We start from the raw sequence: 21,203 nt of genomic DNA, 5'->3' as shown, positions 1-21,203 counted from the left end.
AATCAGGCCCCTTCTAACATATAGCAGTACCTGTATAGCAATACCTAAATAAGGGTTTGGGCCTTATTACTCAGCTTCTACTAAGCTTTCTTCTGCTTGAACAGCCAGATCTTGTGAACGACCTTCACGAACGGTGCTTGCTACAGCGCCCAGATACAGTTTGATTGCACGGATTGCATCATCGTTACCAGGGATAACGAAGTCGATACCGTCTGGATCAGAGTTAGTATCAACGATAGCAAATACTGGGATACCCAGGTTGTTTGCTTCTTTAATAGCAATGTGTTCGTGGTCTGCATCGATAACGAACAGAGCGTCAGGTAAACCGCCCATATCTTTGATACCGCCTAAGCTGTTTTCTAACTTACCAAGTTCACGAGTACGCATCAGCGCTTCTTTCTTAGTCAGTTTGTCGAAAGTACCGTCTTGTGATTGAACTTCTAAATCTTTCAGACGTTTGATTGACTGACGAACGGTTTTCCAGTTAGTCAACATTCCGCCTAACCAGCGGTGGTTAACGAAATACTGATCACAGCTGTTAGCAGCTTCTTGAACGGCTTCGCTTGCAGCACGTTTAGTACCGACAAACAGAATTTTGCCTTTACGAGAAGCAATTTTAGTCAACTCAGCCAGAGCTTCGTTGAACATTGGAACAGTTTTTTCCAGGTTGATGATATGAACTTTGTTACGCGCACCGAAAATGAAAGGTTTCATTTTTGGGTTCCAGTAACGAGTCTGGTGACCAAAGTGTACGCCTGCTTGTAACATATCGCGCATGGAAACAGTTGCCATTTAATACCTCTGTATTTAAGTAATTGGGGTTATGCCTCCACAAATCCCATGCTACCGACTCCAAAGCTGCGTTAAAACGCATAAGAGCACCCCGGTGCACGTGTCGATTTGTGTGTGTTATTACACAATTGAGTTTTAAGTTTCGCACATCCAATATTTTATCAACGACTTTATCTTGATGCCATAAAATGACATTTCGATGATGGTGATAAGAAATAAATGGATTGCCGGCGCGCTTTATACCATAAAACCAACCTAGAAGCCAACTTTTGTTGCTTTTTTCGCTCACAAAAATGCCTAAAAGTGGTTTTGATTTAAAGCCATTGACCTGAGCAATATTTAACCATTACTCAGGTCAATTATAGACGCTATTCGGTAAGATAAAAAAGCCTTATTTTTGCAATACCTTCTAGATGGTCTTCGTTACTATTTTTTTGCATTTTGTGCTGTTAAAAGCTCAAAATGAACAAGCTCCACTCCTTTCCTTATCTACTATAAAGTGACTTCGACTTTCGAGTCCGCTCGATAGCTAGTTGGCAGAAAATGCGGTGGCTGTTACCATATATCTCATCGATGTAAAATGGGCTACCTATTTTCCCCCTCTTTTTTAACATGCCATCAAATTCAATGTTGGCATGAATGGACTAAATTCATGGCTATTATTATCAAAACTGAAGAAGATATTCAGAAAATGCGTGTTGCTGGCCGCTTAGCAGCAGAAGTGTTAGAAATGATTGCTCCGCACGTTGTGCCGGGAGTTAGTACGGGTGAATTAGATCGCCTATGTCATCAACATATTGTTGACGTACAGCAAGCTATCCCTGCGTGCCTGAATTATCACGGTTTTCCTAAATCTGTTTGTATTTCTGTCAATGATGTCATCTGCCACGGCATTCCTAGTGATGATAAAATCTTAAAAGATGGCGATATTGTTAATATTGACGTCACCGTTATTAAAGATGGTTTCCATGGCGATACCTCCAAAATGTTTATTGTTGGTAAACCAACCATTCAAGGTGAGCGCCTTTGCCAAGTCACACTAGACAGCTTATATTTAGCAATCCGAATGGTTAAACCGGGTATTCGCTTACGTACTTTAGGTAAAGCCATTCAAGAGTTTGTCGAAAAACAAGATTTCTCAGTTGTGCGTGAATATTGCGGCCACGGCATTGGCCAAGGTTTCCATGAAGAACCACAAGTTCTGCACTATGATGCTGACGACAGTGGCGTGGTTCTACAAAAAGGGATGACTTTTACCATTGAGCCTATGGTCAATACAGGCGATCACCGTATTCGCACCATGAAAGATGGCTGGACAGTTAAAACCAAAGACCGCGGTTGGTCTGCACAATATGAACACACGTTAGTTGTGACGGATAACGGCTGTGAAATCCTCACTCTACGTAAAGAAGAAGAGCCGTTTATCTCTGCAGTATTAGTTAACGAATAATCTGCTCCATTGAGCCTTCCTAACCGAAGGCTCTTCCTCTGTTCATTTTTATCAAAAAACCGTAAGCTGGTAGCTAACCCCCTATTGCTATCAATACGGAAAGATAAAGATGACTGTAAATTCAGCTTCCTACCTCCCCCCTAATCAATTTAGTACTCATGACCTTGAACTTAATTTATTAAGACAACATGTCGATGATTTCGATCAGTGGCTGGAAGAGGCTTTCAACCAAGGTAAAGATGTTGTCGACCTTATTCACTTGCGAAGTGATTACCTTGATGCGTTACTCACTCGATTATGGCAATCCTTTCAATTTGATAAGCAGCCTGATATGTCACTAATCGCCGTTGGGGGTTACGGGCGCCATGAACTACATCCACTTTCTGACATTGATATTTTAGTTTTAAGTAAAAAACCGCTTCCAGAACACATCGCTAACGAAATTGGGCAATTTATCACTCTATTATGGGATTTGCGGTTTGATATCGGCCACAGCGTCCGTTCCCTCGCTGAATGCATTGAAGCCGGAAATGCAGACCTAACCACCGCAACTAATCTCATTGAATCACGGTTAATTTGTGGTGATGTCGCCCTGTTTTTACAATTACAAAAAACTATTTTTAGCGATGATTTTTGGCCTTCCGCGGTCTTTTTTGCTGCAAAAATTGAAGAACAACAAGAACGCCATCAACGCTACCATAGCACTAGCTATAATTTAGAACCCGATATTAAAAGTAGCCCTGGGGGATTACGGGATATCCATACCTTACTATGGGTCGGGCGGCGTCATTTTGGTGCAACCACCGTCGATGAAATGGTAGGTTTTGGTTTTCTCACTGAAGAAGAGCGCCAAGAACTCAAAGAGTGCCTAATATTTTTATGGAAAATTCGCTTTGCGCTCCATTTAGTGGTGAAACGTCATGATAATCGCCTGCTATTTGACCGCCAGTTTAGTGTGGCTCGGTTACTGAGTTATGAAGGCGAAAAAAACCAACCCGTTGAACTAATGATGAAAGATTTCTATCGCGTCACTCGCCGTGTTCGGGAACTCAATCAAATGCTATTGCAGTTATTTGATGAAGCTATTTTAACGCTTAACCCCAACGAAAAGCCCCGTCCTATTGATTCTCTATTCCAATTACGTGGATCATTGATTGACGTTATTGATGAAGAGTTATTTATCAAGCAGCCAGCCGCTATTTTAAAAATGTTTTACCAAATGGCTCGCTACCCAAATATTACAGGGATCTATTCCACTACTTTACGGCAACTACGTTATGCGCGGCGCAACCTTTCAGTGCCATTATGTGAAATCCCTGAAGCCCGAAAACTGTTTATCAAAATTCTACGCCACCCTCGCGCCATCAAAGGTGCATTTGTCCCAATGCACCTTCATAGTGTACTGAGCGCTTATACCCCACTCTGGAGCAATATCGTTGGTCAAATGCAGTTCGACCTATTTCATGCATATACCGTTGATGAACACACTATTCGTGTACTGCAAAAAATTGATAGCTTTACGTTAGAAGAAAATCGTCGTGACCATCCACTGTGTGTCAGTGTTTATCCCAAATTATTGCAACCTGAACTTTTACGATTAGCTGCCATTTTTCACGATATAGCTAAAGGCCGATCAGGAGATCATTCCGACCTTGGCTCTGATTTTGTTTATGATTTTGCCTTACTGCATGATTTTTCTGTCAAAGAAGCTGAATTAGCTTCATGGTTGGTTAAAAACCACTTATTGATGTCGGTGACAGCTCAACGGCGTGATATTCAAGACCCCGATGTTATTAAACAATTTGCAGGGGAAGTTAAAACTGTTTCACGGCTTAACTACTTGATGTGTTTAACGGTTGCAGACATTTGCGCGACAAATAGCACACTGTGGAATAGCTGGAAACAAAGTTTAATTCGTGAACTTTTTTTATCTACAGAGCATCAATTAAATCAAGGCATGCAGAGCACCCCTGACTTACGCGAACGCATTCGTCATCATCGTTATCAAGCTTTATCATTACTACGCCAATCATCAATTGATGAAGAAAAACTGCAGGGGTTATGGTCCCGCTGCCATGCCGATTATTTTTTACGTCATACGCCATCCCAATTAGCATGGCATGCTAAGCACTTACTAGCCCACGACTTGAGCCAGCCTTTGGTATTAATCAGCACACAACCTAAACATGGCGGAACAGAAATTTTTATTTGGTGCCATGATAAACCCCATTTATTTGCCGCTGTCGCCAGCGAATTGGATCGGCGAAATTTAAGCATTCACAGTGCTCAAATTTTTACTAACAAAGACAATATGGCCATGGATACCTTCGTCGTTCTTGAGCCTAACGGTAGTCCTCTGTCCAAAGACAGATACGACCACATCCGAAAAATGTTGTTATTAGCCGTTCAGCAACCAGAAATATCACTGCCTAAGCCACGTACTCTGCCGTCAAAATTACGTCACTTTACCGTGCCAACAAAAGTCAATTTTCTACATTCCACCAACGACCGTCGCACCTATATGGAACTGTTCGCCTTAGATCAACCAGGTTTATTGGCTCGCATCGGTCATATTTTTGCTCAAATGGAAATTTCTCTATATGGCGCACGCATCACGACAATTGGCGAAAAAGTGGAAGATTTCTTTGTTTTAGCTGATAAGGAACACAAAGCGTTGACTAAAAATATGCAACAAGAGTTATCAGAAAGGTTGACAGAGGCCCTAAAATCGAAGGATAAAATATAGCGTCCATCACATTTTTATGGTGAACGTTCACTTTTTATAACATTCAAGAGGAAAATACAATCAATGCAGCATTTACAAGCGATCATTGAACAAGCGTTCGAAGAGCGAGCCAGTATCACACCAAATACGGTATCAAACTCAGTAAAACAAGCCGTGTTAGATACCATTGCATTACTCGATAGCGGAGAACTACGTGTAGCTGAGAAAATTGCCGGTGTTTGGGTTACCCATCAATGGCTGAAAAAAGCTGTTTTGTTATCATTTCGCATTCAAGATAACCAAGTGATTGACGGTGCAGAAAGCCGTTATTTCGATAAAGTTCCAATGAAATTTGCGGATTATGACCAAGCTCGCTTCGAAAAAGAAGGCTTCCGAGTTGTTCCTCCTGCCGCTGTTCGTAAAGGCGCTTATATCGCTAAAAATAGCGTATTAATGCCGTCATATGTCAATATTGGTGCTTACGTCGATGAAGGCACAATGGTAGATACATGGGCAACCGTTGGTTCATGTGCACAGATAGGTAAAAACGTGCATTTATCTGGTGGTGTAGGGATCGGTGGCGTATTAGAGCCATTGCAAGCTAACCCAACAATTATTGAAGACAACTGCTTTATTGGTGCTCGTTCTGAAGTGGTCGAAGGGGTGATTGTTGAAGAGGGTTCCGTCATTTCAATGGGTGTTTATCTGGGGCAAAGCACCAAAATCTATGACCGTGAAACAGGTGAAATTCATTACGGCCGAGTTCCTGCTGGCTCCGTAGTTGTTTCAGGTAATTTGCCATCTAAAGATGGTCGATACAGCCTGTATTGCGCCGTCATTGTAAAAAAAGTTGATGAGAAAACTCGCGGTAAAGTGGGTATTAATGAATTATTAAGAACGATTGATGAGTAATTAAACGCCTAAAATCTCACGCCAAACCTGTTACTGGTTTTTATAATAAACTTTTATAGTGAGCCACTGTAATTAGGTTAAAAAACTAAAGCTATCCCGAATCGCATACCCCCGTATGCAACTCGGGTGGCCATATCAGTGTTACCTTTTAATATTAGCGCATTAATTGCAAAGAGAAGTTTGTCAATTTCTACAAATCGCGCATAATATGTCCGTGGCTTTTGCCGTTTACCTCTAATAAAACTGTATTATTTTATTTTTCATTATAATGATGCTGTTTGTGTAATAACATCATTATATCTATCACCCAAACGAATGGGATAGATAGCTTATTAACGAGAAATAGACCGATATTGTTACGGCCTGCTCACACTATCACTTTGTTCACCGACTCTGTCTCTACAGTAAAGCGAGCTAACATGTACGATAATTTGAAAAGTTTAGGCATCAGTAACCCTCAAGATATTGACCGCTACACCTTACGCCAAGAAGCGAATAATGACATTTTAAAAATTTATTTTCGCAAAGATAAAGGGGAGTTTTTCGCTAAAAGCGTAAAATTTAAATACCCACGCCAGCGTAAAACTATTGCGGATGGTAATAATAATTTCAAAGAAATTAATGAAATTAACACTAACCTACGTTACGCCATTGAAGAACTAGATCAAATTTGCCAAACAGATCAAACTGACATTGATTTAAAACACAAAATTCTCGATGACTTACGCCATCTTGAACATGTGGTTTCAAATAAGATCGCAGAAATTGAAGCAGATCTAGAAAAATTGACCCGTAAATAATTTACAGGTGAAATGATTAATTTACTGCGCCGTAGCACTGCCAATATTTATCATTAATATAGGTAATACTACGGTGCAGACATTTAAAGCAGCTCCGCCCATGCTTCAACCCAAGGCTTAGCAAACTCCTCAGGAACATCCACCTCAATTGCATCAATAAATAAAATATCGCCAATACGGGTCGCTGATTGTTCAGCTAACAGTTCATCGAAACGAATACCTGCGCCACAAAAACTTTCATAACTGCTATCACCTAAAGCAATTATTCCGTAACGTAAATCAGGTTGATAACCGACAACATCTTTGATTTCACTATATAACGGAGCGATGGTGTCAGGTATATCCCCTTGCCCTGTAGACGAAGTCACAATAAGTGCAATTTCATTACCTGAATTATAAAGTTGCCAATCGCTCAAGGTGGGCTCATCAAAAACAACCACTTCATGCCCTTGCTGCTCTAAAATTTCTTGTGCTGTTTCCGCAACAGCTAAAGAGTTACCATAGACAGTTCCAACAAAAATGCCTATTTTTGACATAACATTCCCTCTATTTCATAGTTAACTTGATGAGTTAATAACGTTTATCCCTAATTTTGCAACTGTATCTGACCATCCAAATTGCTCAATTAATGATAACCATTGTGTATCCCACGCGGCCACTAACGATATATTTTCTTTTGTTATTGGGTGATTTAAATTTAATAAGCTGGCATGTAACATCAGGCGAGACACTGAAAAATGCGTATTCACCCCTCGGTTTTGGCGTAAGTCTCCATGCTTGCTATCACCAATAATAGGGTGACGAAGATGAGACATATGCCTTCTCAATTGATGTTTACGGCCAGTTTCAGGTTTTAACTCAACTAAACTAAATCTTGATGTTTCATATCGCCCAATCGCAATAGCGCATTCAACCGTCGCTATCGGTTTACAGTGGGTAACGCATTCCTGTAAAACAGGTTCACGTGATGCATGTTTATCCGCAATTTTATCTAACTCTTCTAATAGCGGGTAATCGATGGTTTGCTCTTCGGTTAAATAACCGCGAACAACAGCGTGATACACTTTTTCTAACTGATGGTTTTCAAATTGAGCCGATAACAGCCTTGCGACGTCGCTCGATAACGCAAATAGTAATATACCTGATGTCGGCTTATCGAGGCGATGAATGGGGTAAACATACTGGCCAATTTGGTCACGTAGTGTCTGCATCACAAATACGGTTTCTTTACTGTCCAGCCAACTGCGATGCACTAACATACCAGCAGGCTTATTAACCGCTACCATATATTCATCGTGATAAATAATTTCCAGCATCAATAAATTACCCGCAGGTCTTAGTGGAGAAAAAACCATCTAACTCACGCAAATAATTGATAAGTAGCGTGTATTGTTCTTCTTCATCATGCTTATACGCTTCTTCAAAATAAGGAGCGACCGCAAAATTAGTTGGCAGCGTAGCCCCTTGTTCAATTAACATTTGTAGACGAGGTATTAAAATCCACTGCAGCCACTCTATAGCCTCCATCGTATCAATACAAAAAGGCTCTACACTGTTAAAAGCCTCGGGTGAAGGTGGCTGTTCATTCCAAAGAGATTTTAATTTCATTTCCTCTTCTAAGTGACGAAGTTTCTCAATAATACGTTGTTCAATATTCATACTTAAACTCATTTAGTGATGGCTGCAGCAAATATACGGTATTTTCTATCATAATTCTGTCGGATACATGGGGTTAAGCCTCAGCAAATACAAGTTTATTTATTTTGCATATCGATAATAATTATTATCGTAGCTATTAATCGAACAATTCATTTAATAAGATTCGTTTATATTTTGTTGCAGATAGCACATGTAAGATTAAATGTTTTATCAATTTAGTACTTACAGAATAATTAACAACAAAATGGTTTATCTATGGGACGACTAAAACAGTGGCGCAAGGAAAATAAAGTCTGGAAAGCTTTAAACTCTAACTATATTGAATTAAAAAGAAAAATACGCATTTCAAAGCTGCCTTCGTCACAATATCAGCATTATCAAGTTATGTGCCAAAACTACCGTAGTGCGCAATTTTCTTCAGTTATTGAAGGCGTTCCTCATTTTATCGAACGCCCTATAAATAAGTATCTACATAAAAGCTGGAGCGGAAAACAAAAACTATCAACCGCCAGCTACACGCTCAATTTAATTGAAAGTACATTCAAGCCCGAAGCTATTGAAGCTATGTTTTCTGCTAAGCGAGAAGGGCTTCTCGTGGCAAACATTGAATTAAAATCAGGAGAGTTCGCTCAATTAACATTGATTTACTCTCAATACCCTCGAGAAGGCGACCTCACTTTACACTTGAGAAATGAGACCGGTGACGATATTTATTTAATGAGTTTTTCCTTCGGCCCAGAAGGACAATTGTACGTGTGCTCTTTGCAAGGCCCTTCCACTGAACAAAGTGTCGATCAAGTTAGGTTGATAACTAAGCAAATGCACGGTATGAGGCCCAAAAATTTATTAATGTCAGCGGTTTATGCAGTAGCAGCCTTCTTTGATGTAAAATCAATATTAGGAATTTCAAACCAATGTCATATTAAGAGCCAGCATTTGAAATCAAGCTATGATACGTTTTGGCAAGAATGCGGTGCCACGAAAACACCTGATGGTTGGTTCCAATTACCTATTCAAGAACCTGTACGAGATATAGAGTCAGTGAAAAGCCAGCGTCGTGCTGAATTTCGCCGCCGAGAAGCGCTACGCGATTCCATGACCCAAGATATTATTGCTTCGCTAACTAAAAATTCAATTAGATTAGAACATTGATTTAAATAAATTAAAGTACCTTTAATTTTTTTAAATCACCCCGCTACAATAGGTATTAACTAAAAAAGCCAGTCAACCGAAGCTGACTGGCTCATATTTTAAAATTTACGCATCCTGCTAATGACTTCCCGTCATTCAACATCCTGTTGATTAAAACAAATTTATAGATTTATCACCTAATCGCGTTCCATCGCCTTGTTTTAAACAATTTTTACACCTCACATGAAGGTATAAAAAGCTAAACGAGTTTACCCTGTCCAGCGCGATAAGAATGCATTAAATCTATTAATGAAACAACCTAGCAAAATAAACAATAACACGGTAAAAATACGCAAAAAGTACAAACCAGATAGTAACGCCATGAAATTAAAAGTTAAATAATTATCATTACAATATAAAGAACATTTTTTAAGAAATTACTTAGCTTAATTGTAGGCATTTACTTACACAAACCCGCTTAAAAACACTTACCCCTGAGGCTCAACAACAACCACTAGCTCATCGAGAAAACTTGTTAAATTCGAAGAAAGTACACGCCTTTCCTGACTACCAAATTTTTCTAATATAATTTCCCCCGTGAGATTGCACATTGATATCATTTCAATCTCTGATTCCAACGTTGCAATGAATAGCGTGGGTGATAGTTTTAAACGCTTTTGAGTCACTAAATGACCAATTAAATTTTCTTGCAAACGGATGAAATCATCTTCATTCCACACCTGTACTAAACTCAGCGTAATATCACGAAATGTGGCTTTCATATCGCCAGCAAGCTGTGCAGTATAAAAAGCATGAATATCACCTTGTAAATTAATCTCCAATGCTGTCGCAACTTTATCTAAGCTCGCATCCTTTATTGGAAATGGTTGAGGTTCCCAGTAAACCCAGTTTTCACCTGTGCGGACAATACATGGCGATGGAATACCATATAAGTCTGTTGAGGCGGGAGGTAACCCCGTTTGTTGGTGCCATTGTGAAACATATTTCTGAGTAAAATTATGTAGTGCGGCAGAATGTGAAGTATTCATAATTATGTGTTTTTTGTCGTCAATTTAAAGAGAAAGGCGTCAATGTTGTCGATAAATGGTATTATGACAGAAGTTCACAGACGAAGAAAATATCCCAATTTTACCTATTAGCCTCATTTTCAGTTTATGAAGTATAAGGACCTATATGTCACACTACCAGAATAATCCCGCACTTAATAATTTAACTCTTGGAAAGAAAACGGATTATCATGATCAGTATGATGCCACATTATTACAAGCTGTCCCTCGTAGCTTAAATCGTGACCCTTTAGCCATTCACGCTAAAGCACTTCCATTTCACGGTGCTGACATTTGGACAATGTATGAGCTTTCATGGCTAAATCAGCGCGGTGTTCCCCAAGTAGCAATAGGCTCGATTAGTGTTGATGCAAATAGCGAAAACTTAATTGAATCTAAGAGCTTTAAGCTTTACCTAAATAGTTTTAACCAAACACGTTTTGAAACTTGGGAAAATGTGCGAAGCGCTTTGCAAAATGATTTAAGCCGCTGTGCTAATGGCCAAGTAAGCGTTACACTTCATAAATTAGAGCACTTTGCTCATCAACCTATCCAGCCATTACTTGGCGAATGTATTGATGAACAAGAGATTGATATTGATAATTATGAGTTTAATCGAGATTATTTGGCGAATAGCACCCAACAACAAGTTGTTGACGAAACGTTAGTGAGCCATTTATTAAAATCAAACTGTTTAATTACCAACCAACCTGACTGGGGCTCTGTGCAGATCCACTATTGTGGACCCAAAATTGATCGTGAAGCCTTATTACGCTACTTGGTCTCATTTCGCCATCATAATGAGTTTCACGAACAATGCGTTGAACGCATTTTCACTGATATTATGCAATTGTGTAAACCTGAAAAATTAAGTGTTTATGCACGCTATACTCGCCGTGGAGGGCTTGATATAAACCCATGGCGTAGTAATGAAGAATTTACGCCAGAACTAGGTCGTTTATCACGACAATAAGTATATATAGTTGAAAAGTAAGTGTAATTAATACATTTGCAGTACAATTCACATATCAAGAACCCATGGGGTAAAGGAGTACTACTTGATTACTCATATCAGTCCATTAGGATCTATGGATCTACTCTCTCAACTTGAAGTTGATATGCTAAAACGCACGGCCAGTAGCGATTTGTACCAATTATTTCGAAATTGTTCTTTAGCCGTTTTGCATTCAGGCAGCTTAACTGATAGCAGTAAAGAGCTATTAGAAAAAAGTAAAGATTTTGATATCAATGTATTACGCCGTGAGCGTGGCGTTAAGCTTGAACTTATCGACCCACCAGAAAAAGCTTTTGTTGATGGTAAAATTATTCGCACCTTACAAGCAAACCTATTTGCCGTATTGCGTGACATTCTATTCGTCCATGCGCAAATTACGCATGCCAAAGAACAATTTAATTTAGACCTCGAAAATGGCACACATATTACCAATATGATTTTCTCTATCTTGCGTAATGCCCGTGCCCTGCATATCGATGAAGACCCGAGTATGATTGTTTGCTGGGGCGGCCACTCAATTAATGAAATTGAGTACCAATATGGCCGTAAGGTAGGTAATGAGCTTGGGTTGCGTGAGCTAAATATCTGTACAGGCTGTGGCCCGGGTGCTATGGAAGCACCGATGAAAGGTGCAGCAGTTGGCCATGCACAACAACAATACAAAAATAGCCGTTTTATCGGCTTAACTGAGCCTTCAATTATCGCCGCTGAGCCACCAAACCCATTAGTGAACGAACTCATCATTATGCCTGATATCGAAAAACGTTTAGAGGCATTCGTTCGATTAGGTCATGGGATTATTATTTTCCCAGGAGGTGTCGGTACCGCCGAAGAGTTACTGTATTTATTGGGTATTTTAATGGACCCAGCCAACAGTGAACAAGTTCTACCACTGATTTTAACGGGCCCAAAAGAAAGTGCGGAATACTTTGAAGTATTAGACGACTTTATTCGACACACTTTAGGTGATGAAGCCAGTAAGCATTACCAAATTATTATTGATGATGCTCAAGAAGTCGCTCGTGTAATGAAACGCAGCATGCCACAAGTTAAAGAAAATCGCCGTAGCACAGGTGATGCCTATAGCTTCAACTGGTCAATTAAAATTGCTCACGATTTACAACATCCATTCGAACCAACGCATGAAAATATGGCATCACTGAACCTCCACCCAGGGCAAGCACCTGAGAAACTGGCTTCAGATTTACGCCGCGCTTTCTCCGGTATTGTGGCTGGTAACGTGAAGGAATTTGGTATGAAAGCCATCGAAAAACATGGGCCATTCAAAATTCACGGCGATAGTGAGCTAATGAAGCGTATGGATGTGTTATTACAAGGCTTCGTTGAGCAACATCGTATGAAATTACCGGGTGGCACGGCATACGAACCTTGCTATGAAATCGTGAAATAAGTAAATGTTGGCGTATTTATGATCCACTTATTAATTATTGATGCATTAAACTTAATACGCCGTATCCACGCGGTGCAAGGAAGCCCGTGTGGAGAAACTTGTTTATCTGCAATATCGCAGTTGATCGCCCATACTGATGCCACGCACATTGTTGCAGTGTTTGATGAAGAAGGACGTCACCAAAGCTGGCGCCATGAAAAACTCCCCGATTATAAAGCGGGGCGACAACCTATGCCTGAAGATCTGCATGCTGAACTCCCCACCTTAATAGCCTTATTTAAAGAAAAAGGGGTTCACTGCTGGCAGTCTGAAGGGGATGAAGCCGATGATTTAGCCGCTACCTTAGCAACACGCATTGCGGGATCGGGGCACACAGTTACCATCGTATCCACAGACAAAGGTTACTGCCAACTACTTTCCCCTAACTTAAGAATTCGCGATTATTTTCAAAAGCGCTGGCTAGATATCCCTTTTATCGAAAAGGAATTTGGCGTTTCTCCTAATCAACTTCCTGATTATTGGGGGCTTGCAGGGATCAGTAGTAGTAAAGTTCCCGGTGTTGCAGGGATTGGTCCTAAAAGTGCCACGACACTATTGCAACAATATCACTCTATTGAAAATATATTTGCCAATTTAGATAACCTTGAAGAGAAATGGCAGAAAAAGCTCATCAATCAGCAGGAAATTGCATTGATTTGCCGAGATATTGCGACTTTAAGAACCGATATCCCGATACGAGGGAATCTGAATCAGTTGCGTTATGCACCCAACTAATAGAAAACAGAAAAGCCACTTAATGATGAAGTGGCTTTTTTATTAACTGATTCTATAAATTAATAATACTCACGTGCCATTGGATTTGCCGACCATATCCTCATCACATGTACAGTTACTTCTTCGCGGTCATGATAAAGCTGTTTAGCTTGAATCAACACATTAACACCTTGCTCTTTAAGCTGTGTTTTCATCTTTTCTAAGATATGTGAAACTTCTTCATAGCGCTTTTTCATCGGCAATTTTAAGTTAAAAATGGCCTCTCGGCACCAACCTTGAGCAAGCCAATCAGTCATTAGCGCAGCAACTTTAGCTGGTTTTTCAACCATATCGCAGACTAACCAAGTAATATTATGGGAAGTAGGCTTAAATTTAAAACCATCTTCACGGTGATGCTTAACTTGCCCTGTATCCATAAGGCTTTCCGCCATTGGGCCATTATCTACAGCATCCACCATCATACTGCGTTTCACTAATTGATAAGTCCATCCCCCTGGGCATGCTCCAAGATCGACAGCTTTCATCCCACTAGCTAGACGTTCTTCCCATTCTTCATAAGGAATGAAGACGTGGAAAGCTTCCTCAAGTTTTAAGGTTGAACGGCTCGGTGCATCTGATGGGAATTTTAACCTTGGGATCCCCATATAGAAATTTGAACTATTATTGGTATACGAATACCCGGTATAGCAGCAACCAGGGGCAATAAAGAATACATGAATAACGGGCCGCTTAAAGTTTTCGAGTGGCAATAAGATTTTTTCTTTACGTAATGCATTACGCAAAGGTACCGTAAACTTGCGGCAAAACTTCAAGAGTTCTTTCGATTCATTGGTATCAGCAACTTCAACACGGAGATCTCCTGCCCGCACAACTTGCTGACTCAATGCATTTACAATCGGGGTAATACGGTCTTCAGGCGGTAAATCCTTAAGTAAATCCCCTATTACAATCATTTGACGAGCAAAAATTAATTCTCGAAAAGGCAACGTTCGTGCGAGTTTGTCCGCATCTTCTGCTTGGTAGCACTCAAAAATAACATAACCACTGTTTTCTTTTACGCGGGCAAAACCATAAATTTCTTTTTGCCCTGCTTTATCTGTAATTTCTGCTGCACATTCTTTTTCAAAGCCTGGACGGCAATATAGTGCAATTTTATTACTCATTGCGTGACGCCGATTTCCTTAGACGCATAGCGCCAATAACCACTAACAGCCAACCAATTAGGAAACATACACCACCTATTGGCGTAAAATAAGAGAAGTATTTTACCTGCAATAGTGCCATACAATAAAGGCTACCGCTAAAAAGAAGTATCCCAACAGAGAAAAACACACCTGACCAATAGAACCACAGAATTATTTTACGTAATAAAATTGCCCCTAGCACCATTAGTGCAACAGTATGCAACATTTGATAACGTAGCCCTATTTCAATCCAGTCCATTTGATGGACACTCATAATTGACGATAACGCATGTGAACCAATAGCTCCAAAAGCAACAGTAAAGAAGCCACTAATTCCTGCAAAAATTAACATCAAACGACTATTCACAGTAACACCTTTTATTTAAATACTTGATTACTGAATAAGCGCCACATCTTGGTCACCCGTAATAAAACCTAATTTCTCTTGTTCACTTGCCGCCTGCCCAAGAATCCATTGGCGAAATGCAGCTATTTTGCCTAAATCTGCCTGATTTTCTTGGCAAACTAAGTAGAATGCATTTTTACTAACTAACACCTCACTAAAGGGACAAACTAAGCGCCCTGCGTCAATTTCATTTTTAGCCATAACATTATTCGTCAGTGCAACTCCCTGACCATGAACAGCAGCTTGAATAACCATCGCACTATGACTAAAAATGGGACCTTGCTGTACATTAACGACATTTTGTAACTCTAGTTGCTTAACATATGCTTGCCAGTCTCTTCGTGAAGAATCGTGAAGTAACGTATGTTTTGCTAAATCTTCAGGAATTTTTAGTTGGCTATCTCCAGTTAATAAAGATGGTGAACATACCGGCATTAAATATTCAGCATAAAGCCTATCTGTTCTTAGCCCTGGCCAATTACCTTTACCGTAGAAAATAGCGACATCAACGTCATCTGCCAATTTATCTTCTTCTCTATCTACAGCTTGGATCCGCACATCAATTCCTGGATAGGCCTGGTTAAAGCCTGAAAGCCTTGGCACCAGCCACTGAATCGCAAAACTTGGGGATAAACTAACCGTTAATGCCCCTTTTGCACTTCTGGCTTGCAACTTACGCGTCGCCTCGTTTAAAGAAGAGAAAATCTCTTTAATATCAAGGTAATAACTTTGACCTTCTTCTGTCAATAACAATGATCGGTTGCGCCGACGGAATAATTTCAGCCCAAGGAAATCTTCCAAACTTTTCATTTGGTGGCTAACGGCTGCTTGAGTTACAAATAATTCTTCTGCTGCCTTAGTAAAACTTAAATGACGAGCAGCAGCATCAAAGACTCTCAGTGCATTTAGGGGCGGTAATCTTTTAGACATAATCACTTCTACTTGGCATCTTGTTATGCATTAGTTTTTTTCATCCGAAGCATTATAATTTGTCCCTTGAGGATACGCTAGTAAATACCTATAGTATGCACACTTCCTAAGCCGGAACGAAAAGTTACAGAGTTTAGTTACTTTGAAACTTTTGGCTTTGTGGTTGTGATGTTGTGTTTGCAAGTTGTCTGGTTGAACCAGACCTTTGTAGCTTTAGCTACTGTTTTTTCACTTCCTGTACATTTACCCTGTCTGTCCATAGTGATTTTATATAGTGCACCGCCAACGCGCGGTGCTTTTTTTTACTCTTTTTTTAATGCTATTTCGGTATTTACTTAAGCAATTTAACTTAATAAATACAAATAACTATAGATAATTGTAAGTGTACCGAAAAAACTTTCAGTAAGATATTTAAGATAAATCTTGAAAATTATTTACTAAGTACTTAAAAAAATAAATTTATAAACAAAAGGCATTGCATTGCAACGCAAAACACTGAATCATCTTGAAACCACATCTAGAAGAATTGCTAACAATTAATACCAAACGTAACAAAATATTTCAATGGCTAGATTAAAAAATGATAAGTTTAAATTAATCAGAAAGTACCTATAAATGTACTAATAAATGTACAATCAACTAATACCGCACTCAGTAAAATCAAAACACATTGAAATTTTGACTAAAAAGAAAATACTCATGGATCATTTTAGCGCCACCACATTTCGCCTCACCTTCCCAGCGATAGACTCATCAACACTATTTTTTGATAGTGCGGCAACGGCATTAAAGCCTATCGCCATGATCAATGCATCTAATGACTATTATCGCTTGTCGGGCAGTTCGGTATATCGAGGGCAGTCATCTGAATCATTGAAATTAACACGTGATTATGAGCAGGGGCGAATCCGTGCTGCAAAATATATTCATGCTTCCAGTGAAAAAAATATTATTTGGACACGCGGAACAACTGAGTCAATTAATTTAATTACACAAGGTTATTTTCGCTCAACATTAAAACCTGACGATGAAATTATTGTCAGTGAAATAGAACATCATTCAAATTTATTACCTTGGATTATGCTTTCACAGCAAACTGGCGCAAAAATTATAAAATGGCCAGTTGAAAAGAACCTGACATTGAGTCTTGATGTACTCCAATCTAAATTATCTGAAAAAACGAAAGTCATCGCTATCACTCAAATGTCCAATGTAACTGGCTATCAACCCGATATACAAACGGTGACTCAGCTCGCTCACCAAGTAGGAGCTTTAGTCGTTGTTGATGGCGCACAAGGTGTCGTTCATAGCCCGATTAATGTCAGTGAGCTGAATATTGATTTCTATGCATTTTCAGCACATAAGTTATATGGGCCAACTGGGCTTGGAGTTTGCTACGCCAAAACAGAACTTTTAGAGCAAATGACCCCTTGGCATGGTGGAGGAAAAATGTTGACCCACGTCACATTTGACGATTTCACTCTTGCACCTATCCCACAACGATTCGAAGCAGGAACACCGAATATTGCAGGGGTAATTGCCTTTTCTGCTACCCTAGAGTGGCTGGAAGGAATAAATTTAACACTAGCAGAAACATATACTTGCTCACTAATCGAATATGCTACTAAAAAACTGTCGGCACTTCCCGGCTTTATTAGCTATAGTGTGCCTGATTCTCCTTTGCTATCATTTAACTTCAAAGATATTCACCATAGTGATCTAGGTGCCCTCTTGACCGAACAAAATATTGCATTACGCTATGGTCAACATTGCACCCAACCATTAATGGATGCATTAAATATCAGTGGCTGCTTGCGTATCTCAATGATGCCGTACAACAACCGGGAAGACGTCGATAAATTTATCGATGCAGTCACCGTTTCACTTTCTATACTCAATGAATAAATCAATAAAGGAAGCCTAATGACTTCGACTAACCATGAACTTGCTCCGCACCCATTCGGTACAGAGATTAAAATTCAAGAAATAGTTGAACAGTTTTCCACACATAAAGCATGGGAAGATAAATACCGTTTATTAATTCAATTTGCGAGAAAATTGCCAGCGCTGTCTGATGATGAAAAACTGCAAACTCAAGAGGTTAAAGGCTGCGAAAACCGAGTTTGGATTGGAGCACTTCTCAATGATGATGAAACATTTCATTTTTATGGGGATAGTGAAGGCCGAGTGGTGAAAGGGTTATTTACCATTTTATTAGCGGCAATAGAGCAAAAAACAGCGAAAGAAATCATGGAAATTGATTTTAATAGCTTATTAGCTCAAACCGGCTTACCTAGCCAGCTCAGCGAATCCCGCCAAAATGGTATTCAATCACTCATTACGGCAATTCAAAATATTGCCAATGAAATGACACCTGCGTAATTCATTGAATGAGGCTATCTATCGCAATAGCCTCATTCACTTTACTGCTGTTCCATTTCCCGTTGTGATTTTGCTATCATCTTTTTAAGTGCATGTGAGACAGCAATAAACCCAAAACTGGCTGTAACCATAGTCACCGCACCAAAGCCTGAAGCGCAGTCCATACGCTTAGAGCCATCCGCAGTGCTTTTTGCCGCACACACAGTGCCATCACTTTGCGGATAAACAAGCTGTTCAGTAGAAAAAACACAGTCAATCCCGAGCTTTCCTTTGCCATTTTTAACAACGTTAAAATCGGATTTTAAGCGTTCGCGCAACTTAGCGGCTAAAGGGTCTTGAACCGTTTTAGCTAGGTCTGTCACTTGAATCTGTGTTGGGTCGATTTGTCCACCAGCCCCACCTGTGGTGATAATGGGTATTTTAAAGCGTCTACAATACGCTAACAACGCTGCTTTAGGCCTTACACTATCAATGGCATCAATGACATAATCAAACCCCGTGCTAAGGTAGTGAGCGACATTATCAACAGTAATAAAATCATCAATAACATCCACTACACATTCGGGGTTAATTTCTAAAATACGATTTTTCATCACATCAACTTTTGGTTGCCCAACTGTCGACTTGATGGCATGTAATTGGCGATTGGTATTAGTCACACAAATATCATCCATATCAATTAATGTGATATGCCCAATACCTGAACGAGCAAGCGCCTCCGCGGCCCACACGCCTACCCCACCAATGCCAATGACACAAATGTGGGAACGTGCAAAAAGATGAAGAGCATGTTGCCCATATAAACGCCCGATCCCAGCAAAACGCTGCATCCAAGCATCAGAAAGCTTAGCTTGCATAATAACGAACAACCTCAGTTAAAACTGTAACTACATTGAACCAAATAGCGGCTGGCTTTTTTTCAGCACCCAAGCTCGCCCGTAATGGTTATAAAAACCGGCCATTTTTCCGGCTTCATGGCCTATACCGTGGTAAATATCAAAATGATGCCCTTTAATCGCACCACCAACATCCAAGGCTATCATCATACGCATTTCGTACTGACCCGTAAATTTCCCATTATTATCTAACACAGGGATCTCCGCGAGTAAGGCTGTTCCCGGTGGAATGAGGGTTTTATCTGATGCAACAGATGCTTTAGCAATTAAAGGAACCGCACTTGCGCCTCTAACGGGGACAAATGATTGCGGTTTAAAAAATACAAATGACGGATTTTCTTCTAATAGCTGGCGAACTTCTTGCTCGCTATGCTGATTCGTCCAATCATGGATAGCTTGTAATGACATTTGGCTCAAAGGAACTTCACCTCGGTCTACCAGCACTTTTCCGATACTTTTATAGGCGTGACCATTTTTACCTGCATAACCAAAGAAATTCAGTGGGCTGCCATCCCCAAAATCAACATAACCACTTCCCTGAACTTCCATCATAAAATTTTCAACCGGCGAATTACTATAAGCTAAAATTAAATGATCACTCAGGGCACCATTATAAATTGCCGCTCGGCTAGGTAAGCGTGTTTTTCCTTTTGGCGGCATACCGTACAACGGATAACGAAATTCACCTTGAGCCATACGGCGCGCCTCGATCACAGGCGTGTAATACCCTGTAAATTGTACGTTTCCATAATTATCAGCGCCTTCCATTTGGAAAGCGGTTAAATTGAAATTTGCCAATTGAGCCGGGTTCCCCCCCGCCATCAACCAGTTTTCTATAGCATGATAGGTATCGTTGTTATTTTTAAACAATCGCGGTGATGCATTTTTAATTTCATTAACTTGTTGATTAAAATCTGGCGCATTTATTGGTCTCCCCTGTACATTCACTTGATTTACTTTCTGTAAATCTTGCACTAAGCGACCATCTTTATATTGTTGGCCTTTATCCGTTGGATGGGTTTGGCATCCAGCTAATAAGGAAAGAAATACGCTGGTTACTAACCATTTTTTTACTATTTGTTTATTGACGATTTTTGTTAGCCCTATATTCATGCTCTACCACCCAAATAAATCCAACAATCCAATATGAAGCGCACAATAGCAAACCCAATTAGGGAATGAAACGTGTAAATATATTTAGTTAGGTTATTTTCCTCTCTCTACTCACTAAAGAGCAAAAAACAGCCAGACAGAACAGATTTTGTTCTGTAAATGCTAAATTTTGAAAAAAAAACACGAAAAAACTTGCATCAGATCTCATCCCGAGTATAGTGCCCGCATCGGACGCGGGGTGGAGCAGCTTGGTAGCTCGTCGGGCTCATAACCCGAAGGTCGTTGGTTCAAATCCAGCCCCCGCAACCAATTACTGATTAAATCAGTAAAGTAACAAAAAATCTGCAGTATAAAGTCGTAAAAATTCAGTCGCGGGATGGAGCAGCATGGTAGCTCGTCGGGCTCATAACCCGAAGGTCGTTGGTTCAAATCCAGCTCCCGCAACCAATTTTTTACCTCTTCAGTCGCGGGGTGGAGCAGCATGGTAGCTCGTCGGGCTCATAACCCGAAGGTCGTTGGTTCAAATCCAGCCCCCGCAACCAATTCTTTCAAATAT

20 protein-coding genes and 3 tRNA genes are annotated in these 21,203 nt (G+C 40.0%); 13 read left to right on the top strand and 10 right to left on the bottom strand.

Features of this window, described 5'->3' with window-relative positions:
• Window positions 1–66: 66 nt before the first annotated feature.
• On the bottom strand, window positions 67–792 hold the full coding sequence (rpsB, locus tag PR834_RS18680) for a 30S ribosomal protein S2 (RefSeq protein WP_004257504.1): 726 nt from the start codon (window positions 790–792) through the stop codon (window positions 67–69).
• A gap of 652 nt (window positions 793–1,444) precedes the next feature.
• On the opposite strand from rpsB, the gene map reads away from it, so the two are divergent.
• The 4 genes from map to PR834_RS18660 all read left to right on the top strand — a co-directional run bounded on the left by map (window position 1,445) and on the right by PR834_RS18660 (window position 6,679).
• On the top strand, window positions 1,445–2,242 hold the full coding sequence (map, locus tag PR834_RS18675; protein ID WP_036957992.1) for a type I methionyl aminopeptidase: 798 nt from the start codon (window positions 1,445–1,447) through the stop codon (window positions 2,240–2,242).
• A gap of 109 nt (window positions 2,243–2,351) precedes the next feature.
• A complete protein-coding gene (gene glnD, locus PR834_RS18670) occupies window positions 2,352–4,988 on the top strand; it encodes a bifunctional uridylyltransferase/uridylyl-removing protein GlnD (RefSeq protein ID WP_196725196.1) in 2,637 nt (878 codons plus the stop codon).
• A gap of 63 nt (window positions 4,989–5,051) precedes the next feature.
• Window positions 5,052–5,879, top strand: a complete 828-nt coding sequence (gene dapD, locus PR834_RS18665) for a 2,3,4,5-tetrahydropyridine-2,6-dicarboxylate N-succinyltransferase (RefSeq protein WP_004257518.1) — start codon at window positions 5,052–5,054, stop codon at window positions 5,877–5,879.
• Between the two features lie 419 nt (window positions 5,880–6,298).
• The gene (locus PR834_RS18660; RefSeq protein WP_004908747.1) at window positions 6,299–6,679 is read left to right on the top strand and encodes a DUF3461 family protein; all 381 of its coding nucleotides are present in this window, start codon (window positions 6,299–6,301) and stop codon (window positions 6,677–6,679) included.
• 83 nt (window positions 6,680–6,762) lie between these two features.
• Here the strand turns inward: PR834_RS18660 and PR834_RS18655 are convergent, their stop codons facing one another.
• From PR834_RS18655 to PR834_RS18645, 3 genes are read right to left on the bottom strand one after another with little or no spacing between them, the layout of a single operon-like run.
• On the bottom strand, window positions 6,763–7,215 hold the full coding sequence (locus PR834_RS18655) for a flavodoxin (protein ID WP_004257522.1): 453 nt from the start codon (window positions 7,213–7,215) through the stop codon (window positions 6,763–6,765).
• Between the two features lie 21 nt (window positions 7,216–7,236).
• On the bottom strand, window positions 7,237–7,995 hold the full coding sequence (truC, locus tag PR834_RS18650; RefSeq protein WP_272525363.1) for a tRNA pseudouridine(65) synthase TruC: 759 nt from the start codon (window positions 7,993–7,995) through the stop codon (window positions 7,237–7,239).
• A 7-nt stretch (window positions 7,996–8,002) separates the two neighbouring features.
• The gene (locus tag PR834_RS18645; RefSeq protein ID WP_004257526.1) at window positions 8,003–8,338 is read right to left on the bottom strand and encodes a YqcC family protein; all 336 of its coding nucleotides are present in this window, start codon (window positions 8,336–8,338) and stop codon (window positions 8,003–8,005) included.
• A 255-nt stretch (window positions 8,339–8,593) separates the two neighbouring features.
• Here PR834_RS18645 and PR834_RS18640 point away from each other — a divergent pair, with 255 nt between their 5' ends.
• A complete protein-coding gene (locus PR834_RS18640) occupies window positions 8,594–9,490 on the top strand; it encodes a DUF535 family protein (protein ID WP_004257530.1) in 897 nt (298 codons plus the stop codon).
• A gap of 467 nt (window positions 9,491–9,957) precedes the next feature.
• Here the strand turns inward: PR834_RS18640 and syd are convergent, their stop codons facing one another.
• A complete protein-coding gene (syd, locus tag PR834_RS18635; RefSeq protein WP_004257535.1) occupies window positions 9,958–10,518 on the bottom strand; it encodes a SecY-interacting protein in 561 nt (186 codons plus the stop codon).
• Between the two features lie 145 nt (window positions 10,519–10,663).
• Between syd and queF the strand changes: the two genes are divergently transcribed.
• The 3 genes from queF to xni all read left to right on the top strand — a co-directional run bounded on the left by queF (window position 10,664) and on the right by xni (window position 13,736).
• A complete protein-coding gene (gene queF / locus PR834_RS18630) occupies window positions 10,664–11,509 on the top strand; it encodes an NADPH-dependent 7-cyano-7-deazaguanine reductase QueF (protein WP_094961131.1) in 846 nt (281 codons plus the stop codon).
• 85 nt (window positions 11,510–11,594) lie between these two features.
• A complete protein-coding gene (gene ppnN / locus PR834_RS18625) occupies window positions 11,595–12,962 on the top strand; it encodes a nucleotide 5'-monophosphate nucleosidase PpnN (protein ID WP_036957994.1) in 1,368 nt (455 codons plus the stop codon).
• Window positions 12,963–12,980: 18 nt separating this feature from the next.
• Window positions 12,981–13,736 (top strand): flap endonuclease Xni, encoded by a 756-nt coding sequence (gene xni, locus PR834_RS18620; protein WP_110591281.1) that lies wholly within the window; start codon window positions 12,981–12,983, stop codon window positions 13,734–13,736.
• A gap of 59 nt (window positions 13,737–13,795) precedes the next feature.
• Here xni and rlmM read toward each other — a convergent pair whose 3' ends face one another.
• Genes rlmM through PR834_RS18605 form a run of 3 tightly spaced genes read right to left on the bottom strand, consistent with a single transcriptional unit; the run spans window position 13,796 to window position 16,256 of the window.
• Window positions 13,796–14,899, bottom strand: a complete 1,104-nt coding sequence (gene rlmM / locus PR834_RS18615; protein WP_004257556.1) for a 23S rRNA (cytidine(2498)-2'-O)-methyltransferase RlmM — start codon at window positions 14,897–14,899, stop codon at window positions 13,796–13,798.
• A complete protein-coding gene (locus PR834_RS18610) occupies window positions 14,892–15,287 on the bottom strand; it encodes a DUF423 domain-containing protein (RefSeq protein WP_004908716.1) in 396 nt (131 codons plus the stop codon). Before PR834_RS18610 ends, rlmM begins: the two co-directional genes overlap by 8 nt.
• A gap of 27 nt (window positions 15,288–15,314) precedes the next feature.
• Window positions 15,315–16,256, bottom strand: coding sequence for a transcriptional regulator GcvA (locus PR834_RS18605; RefSeq protein WP_004257564.1), 942 nt, complete (start codon window positions 16,254–16,256; stop codon window positions 15,315–15,317).
• Window positions 16,257–16,955: 699 nt separating this feature from the next.
• Here PR834_RS18605 and csdA point away from each other — a divergent pair.
• Together csdA and csdE are read left to right on the top strand one after the other, a co-directional pair.
• Entirely contained in the window at window positions 16,956–18,161 is a 1,206-nt protein-coding gene (gene csdA / locus PR834_RS18600; protein WP_262960724.1) for a cysteine desulfurase CsdA, read from the top strand.
• 18 nt (window positions 18,162–18,179) lie between these two features.
• Window positions 18,180–18,638, top strand: a complete 459-nt coding sequence (csdE, locus tag PR834_RS18595) for a cysteine desulfurase sulfur acceptor subunit CsdE (RefSeq protein WP_094961126.1) — start codon at window positions 18,180–18,182, stop codon at window positions 18,636–18,638.
• A 41-nt stretch (window positions 18,639–18,679) separates the two neighbouring features.
• On the opposite strand, the gene tcdA is transcribed toward csdE, so the two are convergent.
• Both tcdA and mltA read right to left on the bottom strand, forming a co-directional pair.
• Entirely contained in the window at window positions 18,680–19,495 is an 816-nt protein-coding gene (gene tcdA / locus PR834_RS18590) for a tRNA cyclic N6-threonylcarbamoyladenosine(37) synthase TcdA (RefSeq protein WP_094961125.1), read from the bottom strand.
• A gap of 30 nt (window positions 19,496–19,525) precedes the next feature.
• On the bottom strand, window positions 19,526–20,647 hold the full coding sequence (gene mltA, locus PR834_RS18585; protein ID WP_272536856.1) for a murein transglycosylase A: 1,122 nt from the start codon (window positions 20,645–20,647) through the stop codon (window positions 19,526–19,528).
• A gap of 232 nt (window positions 20,648–20,879) precedes the next feature.
• Between mltA and PR834_RS18580 the strand changes: the two genes are divergently transcribed.
• The 3 genes from PR834_RS18580 (at window position 20,880) to PR834_RS18570 (ending at window position 21,189) form a co-directional block, all read left to right on the top strand.
• A tRNA-Met gene (locus tag PR834_RS18580) sits at window positions 20,880–20,956 on the top strand.
• A 61-nt stretch (window positions 20,957–21,017) separates the two neighbouring features.
• A tRNA-Met gene (locus tag PR834_RS18575) sits at window positions 21,018–21,094 on the top strand.
• An 18-nt stretch (window positions 21,095–21,112) separates the two neighbouring features.
• Window positions 21,113–21,189, top strand: a tRNA-Met gene (locus PR834_RS18570).
• Window positions 21,190–21,203 lie beyond the last annotated feature (14 nt).

Origin of the sequence: Providencia sp. PROV182, assembly GCF_028480325.1 — a bacterium.
GTDB classification, from domain to species: Bacteria; Pseudomonadota; Gammaproteobacteria; order Enterobacterales; family Enterobacteriaceae; genus Providencia; species Providencia hangzhouensis.
Note: the sequence above shows the minus strand (reverse complement) of the source record. Positions and strands in the feature narration are given on the sequence as shown.

What these genes read in the sequence shown, in the direction of transcription:
- rpsB (WP_004257504.1), bottom strand. Translation starts at nt 792, where the DNA reads ATGGCAACTGTTTCCATGCGCGATATGTTACAAGCAGGCGTACACTTT.
- map (WP_036957992.1), top strand. Translation starts at nt 1,445, where the DNA reads ATGGCTATTATTATCAAAACTGAAGAAGATATTCAGAAAATGCGTGTT.
- glnD (WP_196725196.1), top strand. Translation starts at nt 2,352, where the DNA reads ATGACTGTAAATTCAGCTTCCTACCTCCCCCCTAATCAATTTAGTACT.
- dapD (WP_004257518.1), top strand. Translation starts at nt 5,052, where the DNA reads ATGCAGCATTTACAAGCGATCATTGAACAAGCGTTCGAAGAGCGAGCC.
- PR834_RS18660 (WP_004908747.1), top strand. Translation starts at nt 6,299, where the DNA reads ATGTACGATAATTTGAAAAGTTTAGGCATCAGTAACCCTCAAGATATT.
- PR834_RS18655 (WP_004257522.1), bottom strand. Translation starts at nt 7,215, where the DNA reads ATGTCAAAAATAGGCATTTTTGTTGGAACTGTCTATGGTAACTCTTTA.
- truC (WP_272525363.1), bottom strand. Translation starts at nt 7,995, where the DNA reads ATGCTGGAAATTATTTATCACGATGAATATATGGTAGCGGTTAATAAG.
- PR834_RS18645 (WP_004257526.1), bottom strand. Translation starts at nt 8,338, where the DNA reads ATGAATATTGAACAACGTATTATTGAGAAACTTCGTCACTTAGAAGAG.
- PR834_RS18640 (WP_004257530.1), top strand. Translation starts at nt 8,594, where the DNA reads ATGGGACGACTAAAACAGTGGCGCAAGGAAAATAAAGTCTGGAAAGCT.
- syd (WP_004257535.1), bottom strand. Translation starts at nt 10,518, where the DNA reads ATGAATACTTCACATTCTGCCGCACTACATAATTTTACTCAGAAATAT.
- queF (WP_094961131.1), top strand. Translation starts at nt 10,664, where the DNA reads ATGTCACACTACCAGAATAATCCCGCACTTAATAATTTAACTCTTGGA.
- xni (WP_110591281.1), top strand. Translation starts at nt 12,981, where the DNA reads ATGATCCACTTATTAATTATTGATGCATTAAACTTAATACGCCGTATC.
- rlmM (WP_004257556.1), bottom strand. Translation starts at nt 14,899, where the DNA reads ATGAGTAATAAAATTGCACTATATTGCCGTCCAGGCTTTGAAAAAGAA.
- PR834_RS18605 (WP_004257564.1), bottom strand. Translation starts at nt 16,256, where the DNA reads ATGTCTAAAAGATTACCGCCCCTAAATGCACTGAGAGTCTTTGATGCT.
- csdA (WP_262960724.1), top strand. Translation starts at nt 16,956, where the DNA reads ATGGATCATTTTAGCGCCACCACATTTCGCCTCACCTTCCCAGCGATA.
- csdE (WP_094961126.1), top strand. Translation starts at nt 18,180, where the DNA reads ATGACTTCGACTAACCATGAACTTGCTCCGCACCCATTCGGTACAGAG.
- tcdA (WP_094961125.1), bottom strand. Translation starts at nt 19,495, where the DNA reads ATGCAAGCTAAGCTTTCTGATGCTTGGATGCAGCGTTTTGCTGGGATC.
- mltA (WP_272536856.1), bottom strand. Translation starts at nt 20,647, where the DNA reads ATGAATATAGGGCTAACAAAAATCGTCAATAAACAAATAGTAAAAAAA.